Raw genomic sequence first — 12,755 nt, forward strand, 5'->3', positions numbered from 1 at the left:
TACTTCCTCGCTCATACGATCAAAGATCGCGTCGCTGCGGGCGGCCAGTCAGCCTTACGAACCGCTATGCAGCCCGATTTTCCCATCTGTTGGCAGCCTGATAATCCAGAATCACGACCGATTGAAGGCGTTTTTCGTCTTTAAGCTTGGCTTTTCCTCCCAAGGTTTCTCAGGCCAGCGATGTTTCGGGTACCGCCCCTTCATATCTTTTGCGACGTCAGCCCAGCTGCCGCGCCAAAAACCGGGCAAGTCGCGGGTCGACTGGATCGGACGGCCAGCCGGACTCGTCAGCTTCAGCAACAGCGGCGTTTCCCCAATCATCGGATGGCGATCAAGCCCGAACAGCGCCTGCACGCGGACTTCTGCACTGGGTGCATCATCGCCAGCATAATCAATAGCGTGATGTGACCCGGCCGGCGATGTGAATTGGACAGGAGCATTCTTTTCCAATTGCTGACGTTCATCCCAATCAAGCCCGTTCATCGCCGCTTCTGCAAACCTGTGAGGAGGCAGATTGAGGTCACGCTTGCTGTCTAGCAATGGCGCCAGCCATTGATCCGCCCTCGATTGCAAACTGCCGGTTGAAAGTGCCGAAAGGCCAGCGAAATGAGCCCTTGCGAGAAAGCCTTGGGGCAAAAGCGTCTCCAGCTTATCAACGGCCTTATCAACAAGGATATCCACGATCTGAATGCCATCGGGATTCGGGTCCGGTCCGCTGGCAAGAACGATAGCCCCAAGGCGTTTTTCCAGCCGAGCCTCGACCCGGTTCTCCTTTTCATTCCAGCGGGCTATTGATCGCTTCTCCAGCCTTTTGTTAAAAATGGCCTCGATCTCTTGCTCGCTCAATTCGGCGCCCGCTGTGATCCTCGCGCCCTTCGCCTGCCCTTGCGCGTCTGCTATGACAATCCAATCAGACCGCGCGAGCGGGGACGCCGGATCAAGTTGAAATCCGCGCCCACCGACACTGACCCATTGATCCCCGCCACTTCCCCTGCGTTTCGCGACAAAGTCAGGCCTGGCGAGGGCCAAAAAAATCGCTGGATTGGTTTCAGAATGCTCGCCCCTTGTCATGAGTCTTTCAGCCTGACTGGACCAGCGCCGCGCGAGTTTGCGTGCGGTATCGGCACGCTTGCCTCGCTCTGTTCGCCAGAGCGAAAGCCGATGCAGTAAATCTTCGCTTCGGCCGCCGAGCCCGCGCTCCTGCATCAACACCACAATCTGAGCGGCGGCCTCTGCGTTTCCCGCTTCTGCGCCAAACAAAAGCGCGGCGGCGGAAACCGGATCAAGCGGCAATTGCGCAACTTTTTCTCCCCATGGGGTGATGCGGAAATCATCATCAAGCGCACCCATCGCCCGAAGACTGCCACGTGCTGCAGCGACGGAAGCCTCCGGCGGGGTATCAAGCCATGCCAGAGAGGCCGGATCTGTCGCACCCCATTTCGCCAATTTCAAAATGAGCGGCGCGAGATCCGCAATCTCGATTTCAGGCGGCGCAAATTCTGGCCGCCCGCCGTGGCCCCCTGCTTCCCACAAGCGGTACGCCACGCCTGGCCCTTGCCGCGCGGCACGGCCCGCGCGCTGCGTCGCTGCTGCCTGGCTTGCACGATGCGTGACAAGATGTGTGGTGCCAGCCGCGCGGTCGAATTCGGCGTGGCGCGACAGCCCGCTATCGACCACCACCGACACCCCATCGAGGGTTAGAGACGTCTCGGCAATGGCCGTGGCCAACACGATCCTGCGCCGCCCCTCATGATCCCGCCTGATTGCCGTCCGCTGGGTTTGAGGTTCGATCTGACCGTGAAGGGGCAAAATCGGGGTGCCGGGAAGCCGGTTTGCCAACCGCTCGTGAACGCGATCAATTTCGCGGACACCGGGCAGAAAGGCTAGGATATCGCCATCCTGATCGCGCCATGCGACCATGATCCCTTCAGCCACCTGATCTTCGATCGGTTTGGAGGGATTGCTCCCAAGCCATTCGATTTGCAGCGGAAAGCTGCGCCCTTCGCTTTCGATCACAGGTGCCGATCCGCTGAGCAGCCGCGAGAACCGAGCTCCATCAATTGTCGCGGACATCACCAAAACCCGCAGATCTTCGCGCAGGACGCCGCGCGTCTCCAAGGCGAGTGCCAATCCCAGATCACTGTCCAGATGCCGCTCATGCGCTTCATCAAACAAAACGGCAGATACGCCCGGTAATTCGGGGTCTTCGATCAACCGATTGACCAGGATCGCTTCGGTCATAACGATGATGCGTGTCTCAGCAGAAACCCGCGTGTCGAGCCGCGTCATGTAACCAACGGTTTCGCCGGGTTTTTCGCCCAGTGTTTCCGCCATCCGTTCCGCAGCGGCGCGCGCAGCGACCCTGCGCGGTGATGTGATGATGATCTGTCCGGTGCACCACCCCTCGCTTAACAAAGCGGGCGCAACCGCCGTGGTTTTACCCGCGCCGGGCGGAGCAATCAGGACAGCTGCACCATCCGAACCGAGCGCGGCGCGAATGTCTGGAATAACAGATTGTATGGGAAGCGATGGGGACACTGCCCCGCTCAATACCCTCGCGCGACAGCAAATTGTGCCGCTTCAGCCATTGCCGAACGGGCTTTGCTTTCGGGAAAGATCGAGATTGCATCAATGGCACGCTGCGCAAAATGGCGCGCTTTTTCCCGTGTGTCTTCGACCGCGTTGTGATTGTCGATCAACTGGATCGCATGGGCCAAGTCTTCGTCCGATGTGCGGTGCCCGCCAATCGCAGCCTTCCAGAATTTGCGCTCTTCTTCGCTACCACGGGCATGGGCAAGAATTACGGGGAGGGTCATTTTGCCTTCGCGGAAATCATCGCCTTGGTCTTTGCCCATTTCGGCGGCGTCCGAATCGTAATCGATAGCATCGTCGACCAGTTGAAATGCCACGCCAAGATTGCGTCCGTAATCCTCAAGAGCGCGCTCTTGTTCTTCGCTGCATTCGGCAACAACTGCGCTGATCTGGCTCGCCGCGGCAAACAAGGCCGCTGTTTTCGCGCCGATGATGTGCAGGTATTGTTCCTCGCTGGTGCTGATCTGGCGCTGCGCTGACAATTGCGACACTTCGCCTTCGGCAATAACCGCACTGGCATGGCTCAGGATCTTGAGAACTTTGAGCGAACCGTCTTCAGTCATCAGCTCAAACGCGCGACTGAAAAGGAAATCTCCGACCAGCACAGTGGCCGGATTGCCGAAAATGATATTCGCCGCCGCTTTGCCCCGGCGCAGCTCGCTGCCATCGACCACATCATCGTGAAGCAAGGTCGCAGTATGGATAAACTCAACTGCCGCAGCCAATTTGTGATGACGCGCGCCCTGATACCCGACAAGTTCCGCCCCGGCGAGTGTCAACATCGGACGAAGCCGTTTGCCGCCGCCGGAAATCAGATGACCTGCAAGCCGCGGAATAAGCGGGATTTCACTCTGCATACGATCAAGAATGACGGCGTTAACAGAGTTCATTCCGCTTGCCGTCAATGACAGCATCGGGTCGAGCGTGGGGCGCTTGCGAGGAAGAGGAACGACTTCAGCACTCATAAAAATGCGCTTTGGGGCAGCCTCTTGCGCTTGGCAAGCGCAGAATTGCTGTTAGCTTTGCAAGCGATGTCCAATGAAACGCACCAACCGCCCGCCGAAGATCCGCAACTGGCGATCTTTCGCAAGAGTATCGACAACATCGATGCGGCAATCATCCACATGCTCGCAGAGCGATTTCGCATCACGCAGGCGGTGGGCGAATATAAAGCCAAAGTGACGCTGCCCCCGGCCGATCCGGCGCGGGAAAGCCGCCAGATAGAGCGGCTGCGCAAACTGTCGGAAGATGCCGATCTTGATCCAGAATTCAGCGAGAAATTCCTGCGCTTCATCATCGAAGAAGTGATCCGGCACCACGAAAAGGCGCGCGAAAGCTGATCCATCGCGATTACGCGCGGGGCAAACGCAATTCGACCAGCAAACCGCCCAGATCCTCGCTTTCACCAAGCGTAACGCCGCCGCCGTAAATTTCAGCGACATCGCGAACAATCGCGAGGCCAAGGCCGGTTCCAGGTTTACCCGTATCCAGCCGGGCACCGCGATCAAATATGCGGCTACGCTCGGCTTCGGGGATGCCGATGCCATCGTCTTCGACCCAGATTATGCAATCCTTGGATTCAGGTTCGGTATCGACGGTTACGAAGACGCTGCCCCCGCCGTATTTTGCCGCGTTCTCGATTAGATTACCGAGGATTTCATCAAGATCCTGACGCTCGATTGCGACCATTGAATCCTTCTTGCCGGCGATATCAAGCCGCCCGCTGGGATACAGCCGCTCAACCGCGCGGCGAACCGCTTCGGCACTGGCCCGCACATCAGTCCGGGCGTGACCTACCGCTCGTCTTCCAACGGCGCGGGCGCGGGCAAGGTGGTGGTCCACATGCCGCTGCATCGTGCGAGTCTCTCGGAAAACCGCCTCGTTCAAGTCGGGCGAACGGGCCGTTGCGGCGTTAGTCAGCACCGTTAGTGGCGTTTTCAAGGCGTGGGCCAGATTGCCCGCATGGGTGCGCGCTTCCTCGGCTTGTTTTTCCGAATGCTCGAGAAGACCATTCAATTCCTCGACCAGAGGCTGAACCTCGGTTGGGAGCGGCTCGGTAATACGGTTCTCACCCGTGGTTCGCAATTTTGAGATTGCCGCACGCACCCGCCGGAGCGGCTGAAGACCATAGCGAATCTGCAACAGCGCCATCACGATCAAGCCGAGGCCAAGGACCAAGAAACTCCAAATCAGAATGGAGCGGACTTGCTGCATCTGCGCGTCCATCTCTTCAGTCGCGCTGGCGACAACGAAGGTCCACCGGGTCTCGCTGCCGGGCAGAATTACACTGCGCTCTGCCATTCGGAGCGATTCCCTGCCAAATTGATCGGAATCGTAGAAGTGGGCTTCATCATCGAAGTGATCGCCTTCGACCACCAGCGTCCGGTCCCACAGGCTCCGCGATGGCCACGGCTCATATTCGCCGCCGCTAATCTGCCAGTAAAGGCCGCTATTGGGCTCTAGAAAACGCTGATCTCCCAGCGTTCGGTAGAAATACACTTCTCCGTCCGGCCCGATCTCGGCAGAGGCGATCATCGCCGTCAGAATATATTCAAGCTGTTCGTCAAAATTGTTTTCGACCTGATTGGTCAGTGTCCGGTCAAGGGCAACCCCGCCGCCCAAAAGCAACACAGTGATCCACACGGCCGCGATCAGGCCCATTCGCCGCGCAAGGCTGCCCCGCCGCGGAGGCGCAGCGATTACAGCAGGCCTGGCAGCATTGTCCGCGTCGGCACCGGCATCATCTTGCGATGAAGCAGGCGGCGCGGGTGCGCCCTTACGCTCGGGGAGCGTCTGCGGGGTCGTCGAGGCTGTAACCGAGGCCACGGATCGTAGTGATTACCTCTGCGCCTAGTTTTTTGCGGATACGGGTGACGAAAACTTCAATCGTGTTGGAATCGCGATCGAAATCCTGATCGTAAATATGCTCGATCAGCTCGGTACGGCTCACCACTTTGCCTTTGTGGTGCATCAGATAGCTTAGCAGCTTGTATTCCTGCGCCGTCAATTTAACCGGCTCGCCATCAAGCGTCACACGGCCCGAACGCGTATCAAGCCGGACATTGCCAGCCGTGAGTTCGGAAGATGTGTTGCCCGATGCGCGGCGGATAAGCGCGCGAAGCCGAGCGATCAGTTCTTCTGTCTGGAAGGGTTTGGCCAGATAATCATCTGCACCCGCATCCAGCCCGGCAACTTTATCAGACCAGCTATCGCGTGCAGTCAGGACCAGAACCGGGAAATCCCGCCCTTCTTTGCGCCACATGCCAAGCACCGACAGGCCATCAATCTCGGGCAGGCCAAGATCAAGCACGCAGGCGTCGTAATCCTCGGTGCTGCCAAGGAAGTGCCCGTCTTCGCCATCGGTTGAAAGATCAACGGCGTACCCGTTTTGCTCAAGCGTGGTTTTCAGTTGTTGGCCCAGAGTGGGCTCGTCTTCGACGATCAGGATGCGCATAGTCCACCAGATTTCTGCAAATATATTGCCCGGGTCGTGCGCTTTTGCGTAGCGCGCGTCAAGCAAGCGTGATGTCTGTTGCCTGACGCTGTCCACCGGAGTGTTTTCAAGGAAGTGTCAGCTTTATCGCGACCGGTTGATGATCCGGCCGCTGCGGGCATCGACATCGACGTAGGTTACGCGCCCATCTTTGATGAATTTCAACCGGTACGCACGGGCTGTCGCATCATAGGCAGGGCCAAGATATTCACTGCCCCGCATACGCGGCAGAACCCGCCGTTCAATCTCTCGCAAAGAAAGCTGGTTTCCCGCTTTCATTTCCTTGCGAGCCTCCCCTTGATCGCTACGGGTTTGCTCTTGCGCACCCGAATTGGCGGCGACGGCAGGACCGCCCACGAACAAGGCCAGCGATAAAGCGGCGACGAGAGAGAATGTGGCTTTCATTATGAAACTATGCCTATGCCAAACCCGTTGAACACGCAGTGAATGGGGACGTTGCCGCCCATTCAGTGTTGTAATCAACTGTCATCCCCGCCGAGCATTTCGTATTTGATCGTAATGCTGACACCGGTGCTGACTTGTCCGGGTTGAACCGGAGCCGATGCATCAGCTGAAGCCTCAAGGCTAATTGCGCGTTCCATCATTTGCGGCATGGGGCTGCTGCCGCTGAGCGTTTCGTTGATCTCAAGCACTTTGACATCATCATAACCAAGCATCGCCGCATAGGCTCTGGCACGATCATTTGAACGCTCCACCGCACGCTTGCGAGCTTGATCTTTCGCTGCCTCGTCATCTTCAATCGAAAAAGTCGGCCCGCTCAGATCTGTTGCACCGGCCAAAACCAAAGCGTCGAGAGCCTGACCTGTTTCAGCAATATCACGCAGTTTTACGCTCACCCGATTTGACACCTCATACCCGCGAAACACCTGTTCTTGGGTTTGCCGATTGTAATCATAGCGCGCGTTCAAATTGATGCCGGTGGTCTGGATATCCTTATCCGCCACACCCAGCGATTTAATCCGGTCGATCACTTTGCGCATTTCGGCCGCATTCATCCGCATCGCAGCCACAGCGGTCGGTGCCTCGGTCGATACGCCCGCTCCAATCGTAACCAGATCGGGCGCAGTCGTGACATTCTCTGACACAGAAAGCTCGATCACGGGCCCGTTTGCTTCGATTTCAACGGTTGCTGCGAATGCGGGTGTTGCTGCCATCACAGCAAGAGCAGCAGCGGCGGATAGAGTATAAAATTTCATTGGGTGATCTCCTGATGGATTAGATCGCGGCTTGATCATGTCCTTTGACTGAACAGGATATGTGCAAACCGAAATGGAACAGCTACTGACACTGTGAACAGGGGAAATCGAATGCTCAAGACGTTTCTGGCGGCTATCATCGTAACACTCACGGCGCCTGCATTGGCGCAGCCCGCCATGGAGCGCGTGCCAGACCGGCCAGCCGGAGAAGGCGAAGGTCCGTTTGAAACCCTTTTGATCCGCGGCGCGACGATGATCGACGGCACCGGCGCCCCTCCCGAAGGTCCGGTTGATATCATCGTCAGAAACAACCGCATTGCCGCGATTGCTCGAGGTGGCGGCGCCGATATTGCAGCAGATCGCGTTATCGAGGCATCGGGGATGTATATCATGCCCGGATTTGTCGACACGCATGGTCATAACGGCGATCCGGCCAAGGCACCGCAACCGTCCTATGGCTTTAAATTGTGGCTGGCGCACGGCGTTACCAGCGTGCGCGGGGTGGGTTTTGGATTTGGACCAAACGATCCGTCGATTGATCAAAAACGCCGCAGCGCGGCCAACACGATCACCGCACCGCGTTTGTTCGCCTACACCGTTCCGGGTGCCGTTGGCCCGTATGGTCCGATCGACAGCGCCGAAAAGGGCCGCGATTGGGTCCGCTGGATAAAGGCGGAAGGGTATGACGGGATCAAATTCTTCAACAATGAACCACCCCACATTCTCGAAGCGATCCTCGATGAAGCCGAACGCCAAGGCCTCGGGTCGGTCGCGCATCTTGGCCAGCGCGGTGTTGCCGATGTGAATGCACGCAAGGCGGTTGAGCTCGGGCTCGACGGGGTGACGCACTTCTATGGGCATTTTGAAAGCCTGCTCGATAAAAGCCGCCTTCCGCAATATCCGGCTGATTACAATTATCTCGACGAACAATCGCGTTTTGCCTGGGTCGCGCGGTTGGCTGATCATGTCGGAGAGCCGGGTAGCGAAAAATGGAACGAATACATCGATTATCTGATCGATAACGATGTTACCTTGAGCCCCACTTTCAACATCTATTCCGCCAGCCGCGATGTGATGAAAGCCCGCAATCTTGAATGGCATGACAAATACACGCTGCCATCCCTCAATAGCTTTTACGAACCAAGCTTGACCAATCACGGCAGCTATTATCACGATTGGACCAGCGAAGATGAAACAGCGTGGCGGGCGTTTTATCGCAAATGGTTCGACCTGACCCGCGAATTCAAGGATCGCGGCGGGCGTGTCACGGCGGGATCTGATCCGGGCTATATCTACCAGACATGGGGTTTTGCCTATGTCGGAGAGCTGGAAATGCTGCGTGAAGCGGGCCTCACCCCGCTTGAGGTGATGCAGGCGGCAACGATCAATGGCGCACGCGAGATATACGATTCCAAGGGCATCGAGCCGCCGATGGGATCAATCACCGTGGGCAAGCTCGCCGATTTGGTGATCGTGCCTGAAAACCCGCTGGCCAATCTCAAAGTGCTGTACGGCACCGGGCACACCCGGTTGAACCGTGAACGCAATGAATTGGAAACGATTGGAGGTGTTCGCTGGACCATCAAGGATGGGATCGTGTTCGATGCCCCCAAATTGCTTGAGGATGTGGCGCGAATGGTAGAGCAGCAAAAGGCAGCGCAGGAATAACCGCGCGGCCTTGCAGCCGCCGGTCCCCTCGCCTATTTGCCGCGGCCTATGGCTCAACCTCCTATCCTCAGCCTTGAAGGGCTCGGCCTGCAACAAGGCGGCCGCTGGCTGTTCGGAGGTCCGCAGCCGGGCCAGGGTGCCGAACCAATTGATCTGCACGTTCTGCCGGGGGATCGGCTCGCACTGATCGGCCGCAATGGCGCGGGCAAGACCACTCTGCTCAAAATCATTGACGACCGCATCGAAATGGATCGCGGCACCAGACGGGTCAAACCCGGTGTACGGATCGTCTTTTTGGAGCAAGAGCCCGATCTCAGCCCATTCAAAACGCTGATGGATTTCGCGCTCGCAGGCGATGATGCGCCCGCCGAACACGAAGTGGACAACATCGCTGGGCAGCTCGGTATTGATATGGCCCGCGAAAGCGCGACTGCGAGCGGAGGTGAGCGCCGGCGCGCAGCGATTGCTCGCGCGCTCGCTCAAGACCCCGATCTGCTGCTGCTCGACGAGCCAACGAACCACCTCGATCTTTCGGCGATTGACTGGTTGGAAGACTGGCTGACCCGGTACAAGGGGGCTTTCATCACGATCAGTCACGACCGGACATTCTTGAAACGACTGACCCGCGCGACCCTCTGGCTTGATCGGGGGACGCTGCGCCGTAAGGAAGTCGGTTTTGGCGGGTACGAAGCGTGGGAAGAGCAAGTCTATGCCGAGGAAGCCCGTGCCGCCGAAAAGCTCGATGCCAAACTTAAGCTCGAAGCCCATTGGCTTGAGCGAGGCGTAACCGCCCGGCGCAAACGCAATCAGGGGCGGCTCGAAAAACTGGGTCAAATGCGCGCCGCTCGCGCCGCCATGATCTCCGATAGCGGCACAGCGAAAATGAAACTTGCCAGCGACGAAGACTTCAAATCCAAGTCTGTGATTGTCGCCGAAGGCATCACCAAGAGTTTCGGCTCAGGCGATGAACGCCGCACCATCATCAAACCTTTTTCGCTGCGCATCCAGAACGGCGATCGGATTGGTATTGTCGGCGCGAATGGTGCGGGCAAAACCACCTTGCTAAAAATACTTACGGGTGAACTTGAACCCGATAGCGGACGGATCACCCGCGCCCGCACTCTGTCCGGTGTAATGATTGATCAGCAACGCAAATTGCTCGAACCCGATGCAAGCGTGCGCGACATTCTTGCCGAAGGCGGGGACTGGATTGATGTACGCGGCAACCGCAAGCATGTTCAGGCCTATCTCAAGGACTTTCTGTTCGACCCGAAGATCGTCGACACCAAGGTCGGCATCCTGTCCGGCGGTGAGCGTTCGCGGCTTCTGCTGGCCCGCGAATTTGCCCGGACGGCGAACTTGCTCGTGCTTGATGAGCCGACCAACGATCTTGACCTCGAAACGCTTGATCTGCTGCAAGAAGTGATCGCTGATTTCGACGGTACCGTCCTTATCGTGAGCCATGACCGTGATTTTCTGGACCGGACCGTGACCGTTACGCTAGGTCTGGATGGATCGGGCACGGTCGATATTGTGGCTGGCGGCTATGCGGATTGGGAAGCCAAACGCTCTCGGCACATTGTCGGCAAATCCAAAACCAAATCTGCACCGGCGCAATCCAGCAAGCCCGCTTCTGCACCCGCCAGACCCGACAAACTTTCATACAAAGACCAACGCGATTACGAGGTCTTGCCCGCACGGATCGAAGAGCTGGAGACCGCAATCTCAAAGGGCGAAGCCATCCTTGCCGACCCCGACCTTTACGCATCCGACCCGCAACGTTTTGCGACCATATCGAAGGGCGTCGAAAATGCCCGTGCGGAAAAAGACGCTGCCGAAGAACGCTGGCTAGAACTCGCCGAACAGGTCGAGGGGTGATCCGCGAGCAGGCCGAAACGCTCCATGCGCAGATAAAAGCCTGCACCCTCTGCGCCGATCACCTGCCGCTGGGTCCGCGGCCGGTGGTTCAATTCTCTCCTGCATCGCGCATCGTGATTATCGGCCAAGCGCCCGGTACAAAGGTCCATAATAGCGGGATTCCATGGGATGATGACAGCGGAGACCGGCTGCGCGACTGGCTGGGTATCGACAAAGCAAAATTCTACAATGCCGATAATATCGCGATCGTCCCGATGGGTTTTTGCTACCCTGGTAAAGCGAGCGACGGCGATGCACCGCCTCGCAAGGAATGTGCTCCGCAATGGCATAGACAGGTGCTTGACCTCCTTCCCGATGATCGTTTGACCCTGCTTGTCGGTGCCTACGCTCAAGCGCATTATCTGCCCCAAACGCGCGCCCTGACGCTTACCGAGCGCGTGCGCCAGTTTGCGGATTTTGCACCGGTCATTCCGCTGCCTCATCCCGCGTGGCGGGTCCGCATGTGGATGACCAAGCAACCTTGGTTCGAAAATGCGCTGCTTCCCGAACTTCGCAAACGCATAAAAGCGGCCTTGGCAAAGCCTGCAAACGGGTGACACATCCGCCGATGTGTCATCTGCCTCCTACAAAGCAGGCTATTGATATCATTGAATTTCACTGTGTAGGACACGCATGACAATCGTCCAACACGGATCATCTGATCCGGTAAAAATCCGCGACCCTTTCAAGCGCCAATTTCAACACGAGTTTGCCGCTGCGCGCAGGCCAGCCCATTGCTTTTTCCGCGTCGGGCAAACCCTCACCCGCGCATACGACCCGCCACAACACGTCCGCCAAACCGCTACCCGCTTGCGCCAGAGCAGCATCAAAACGTGATTTGGCCGCTATCTGCCTTTCTGTTGCAGATAGCCCCTGATCACCGGTTGTTTTGATGCGCACAGGATCCCAGCGCATGGTTACGTTGGGCGATAACTGGGCCCGCTCATAATCGCGGCGCAGCGCCTCGCCCGCTTCGAACAGGCGCGCCTCAAGATGGCCGCGTGAATACAGCCAAGCGATCGGGCTTTCACCGGTGTTCACCGTGACCGTCCGGCGTTTGCCGCTCGCCCCTCCTGCTCTCTTTGGGCCTTCGCTGGTCAATTCGCGTTCCACCAGTTTGCGCATCACATTCACTCCAAATTTGCCAAATAGGTGATATTTCCCTTGCAATAGTGCCGCTGCTGTAGGAAAGATCGAAATGACCAAATTGGTTCTTCATATAATGGAGATCGCGCTTGATTAACCGCATTCGGGATATTCGAAAGGCCAAGGGGGTAACCCTCGCCGAGCTGGCAGAGGCATGCAATCCGCCCACAACCGCGCAGACGATCGGACGGCTTGAAACGGGGATGCGCAATCTCTCGATCAAGTGGATGGACCGCATCGGTTCGGCTCTGGACGTTGATCCTGAAAGTCTCGTGCGATCCGATGGCGCGCCTCAAGCGCAGATCGTGGCCGAATTGAATGGAGCCGGTGCCGACGCTCTTTCTACACCGCGAGAGGCGGTGATGCCCTCCGATCTGGCAGCGCGAGGCACAAATAACCCCCTGATGGTTCTACAGGTGCAAGAGAGCACGGGTGAATTTCGTCCGGGCGATCTGATCTGGATGCGCCAGCTTGACCCGCAAGATGCCGGCGAGGCAATCAATCGCGATTGTCTTGTACCTCGTCCCGGCGGGCGCTTTGCGTTTGGGCGGCTGATCGATCGAAGGGGCACGTTGGTCGGATTGCTGCCGCCCGGTGCCGGGCAGAAACAGCAGGTCGTGGATAACCCGCCATGGATCGCAGTATCCGTGATGTTGGTGCGCCCGCTGTGATGGCGCCGTTTTAACCGTGTTTGTTGCGCGCTTCTTACCGGATCTGGCGCC

General features: G+C 57.8%; 12 protein-coding genes. 5 read left to right on the top strand and 7 right to left on the bottom strand.

What is annotated here, in order from left to right:
* Window positions 1-111 precede the first annotated feature (111 nt).
* Window positions 112-2,538, bottom strand: a complete 2,427-nt coding sequence (hrpB, locus tag FGU71_RS00355; protein ID WP_142786733.1) for an ATP-dependent helicase HrpB — start codon at window positions 2,536-2,538, stop codon at window positions 112-114.
* An 8-nt stretch (window positions 2,539-2,546) separates the two neighbouring features.
* Window positions 2,547-3,557 carry a polyprenyl synthetase family protein gene (locus FGU71_RS00360; protein ID WP_142786734.1) on the bottom strand — a complete coding sequence of 337 codons (1,011 nt, stop codon included), beginning with the start codon at window positions 3,555-3,557 and terminating at the stop codon, window positions 2,547-2,549.
* A gap of 66 nt (window positions 3,558-3,623) precedes the next feature.
* Here FGU71_RS00360 and FGU71_RS00365 point away from each other — a divergent pair, with 66 nt between their 5' ends.
* The gene (locus tag FGU71_RS00365) at window positions 3,624-3,932 is read left to right on the top strand and encodes a chorismate mutase (RefSeq protein ID WP_142786735.1); all 309 of its coding nucleotides are present in this window, start codon (window positions 3,624-3,626) and stop codon (window positions 3,930-3,932) included.
* A gap of 10 nt (window positions 3,933-3,942) precedes the next feature.
* On the opposite strand, the gene FGU71_RS00370 is transcribed toward FGU71_RS00365, so the two are convergent.
* The 4 genes from FGU71_RS00370 to FGU71_RS00385 all read right to left on the bottom strand — a co-directional run bounded on the left by FGU71_RS00370 (window position 3,943) and on the right by FGU71_RS00385 (window position 7,302).
* On the bottom strand, window positions 3,943-5,418 hold the full coding sequence (locus tag FGU71_RS00370; RefSeq protein WP_407644386.1) for a sensor histidine kinase: 1,476 nt from the start codon (window positions 5,416-5,418) through the stop codon (window positions 3,943-3,945).
* The gene (locus FGU71_RS00375; RefSeq protein WP_142786736.1) at window positions 5,369-6,046 is read right to left on the bottom strand and encodes a response regulator transcription factor; all 678 of its coding nucleotides are present in this window, start codon (window positions 6,044-6,046) and stop codon (window positions 5,369-5,371) included. Before FGU71_RS00375 ends, FGU71_RS00370 begins: the two co-directional genes overlap by 50 nt.
* A 123-nt stretch (window positions 6,047-6,169) precedes the next feature.
* Window positions 6,170-6,490: a PepSY domain-containing protein gene (locus FGU71_RS00380; protein WP_142786737.1), complete on the bottom strand. Its 321-nt coding sequence runs from the start codon at window positions 6,488-6,490 to the stop codon at window positions 6,170-6,172.
* Between the two features lie 74 nt (window positions 6,491-6,564).
* Window positions 6,565-7,302: an SIMPL domain-containing protein gene (locus FGU71_RS00385; RefSeq protein ID WP_142786738.1), complete on the bottom strand. Its 738-nt coding sequence runs from the start codon at window positions 7,300-7,302 to the stop codon at window positions 6,565-6,567.
* A gap of 111 nt (window positions 7,303-7,413) precedes the next feature.
* On the opposite strand from FGU71_RS00385, the gene FGU71_RS00390 reads away from it, so the two are divergent.
* Genes FGU71_RS00390 through FGU71_RS00400 form a run of 3 tightly spaced genes read left to right on the top strand, consistent with a single transcriptional unit; the run spans window position 7,414 to window position 11,444 of the window.
* Window positions 7,414-8,970 (top strand): amidohydrolase family protein, encoded by a 1,557-nt coding sequence (locus tag FGU71_RS00390; protein WP_142786740.1) that lies wholly within the window; start codon window positions 7,414-7,416, stop codon window positions 8,968-8,970.
* 48 nt (window positions 8,971-9,018) lie between these two features.
* On the top strand, window positions 9,019-10,848 hold the full coding sequence (locus FGU71_RS00395) for an ABC-F family ATP-binding cassette domain-containing protein (RefSeq protein ID WP_142786742.1): 1,830 nt from the start codon (window positions 9,019-9,021) through the stop codon (window positions 10,846-10,848).
* Window positions 10,845-11,444 (top strand): uracil-DNA glycosylase family protein, encoded by a 600-nt coding sequence (locus FGU71_RS00400; RefSeq protein ID WP_142786743.1) that lies wholly within the window; start codon window positions 10,845-10,847, stop codon window positions 11,442-11,444. Before FGU71_RS00395 ends, FGU71_RS00400 begins: the two co-directional genes overlap by 4 nt.
* A gap of 97 nt (window positions 11,445-11,541) precedes the next feature.
* Here the strand turns inward: FGU71_RS00400 and FGU71_RS00405 are convergent, their stop codons facing one another.
* A complete protein-coding gene (locus FGU71_RS00405; protein ID WP_142788894.1) occupies window positions 11,542-12,015 on the bottom strand; it encodes a DUF6456 domain-containing protein in 474 nt (157 codons plus the stop codon).
* A gap of 107 nt (window positions 12,016-12,122) precedes the next feature.
* Between FGU71_RS00405 and FGU71_RS00410 the strand changes: the two genes are divergently transcribed.
* Window positions 12,123-12,704 (top strand): helix-turn-helix domain-containing protein, encoded by a 582-nt coding sequence (locus tag FGU71_RS00410; protein WP_142786744.1) that lies wholly within the window; start codon window positions 12,123-12,125, stop codon window positions 12,702-12,704.
* Window positions 12,705-12,755: the final 51 nt, after the last annotated feature.

The sequence above is a fragment of the Erythrobacter insulae genome (assembly GCF_007004095.1).
Taxonomy (GTDB): Bacteria; Pseudomonadota; Alphaproteobacteria; order Sphingomonadales; family Sphingomonadaceae; genus Erythrobacter; species Erythrobacter insulae.

Coding starts and splice junctions, on each gene's coding strand:
- FGU71_RS00395 (WP_142786742.1), top strand. CDS start 9,019: ATGGCTCAACCTCCTATCCTCAGCCTTGAAGGGCTCGGCCTGCAACAA.
- FGU71_RS00360 (WP_142786734.1), bottom strand. CDS start 3,557: ATGAGTGCTGAAGTCGTTCCTCTTCCTCGCAAGCGCCCCACGCTCGAC.
- FGU71_RS00385 (WP_142786738.1), bottom strand. CDS start 7,302: ATGAAATTTTATACTCTATCCGCCGCTGCTGCTCTTGCTGTGATGGCA.
- FGU71_RS00365 (WP_142786735.1), top strand. CDS start 3,624: ATGTCCAATGAAACGCACCAACCGCCCGCCGAAGATCCGCAACTGGCG.
- FGU71_RS00390 (WP_142786740.1), top strand. CDS start 7,414: ATGCTCAAGACGTTTCTGGCGGCTATCATCGTAACACTCACGGCGCCT.
- FGU71_RS00380 (WP_142786737.1), bottom strand. CDS start 6,490: ATGAAAGCCACATTCTCTCTCGTCGCCGCTTTATCGCTGGCCTTGTTC.
- FGU71_RS00375 (WP_142786736.1), bottom strand. CDS start 6,046: ATGCGCATCCTGATCGTCGAAGACGAGCCCACTCTGGGCCAACAACTG.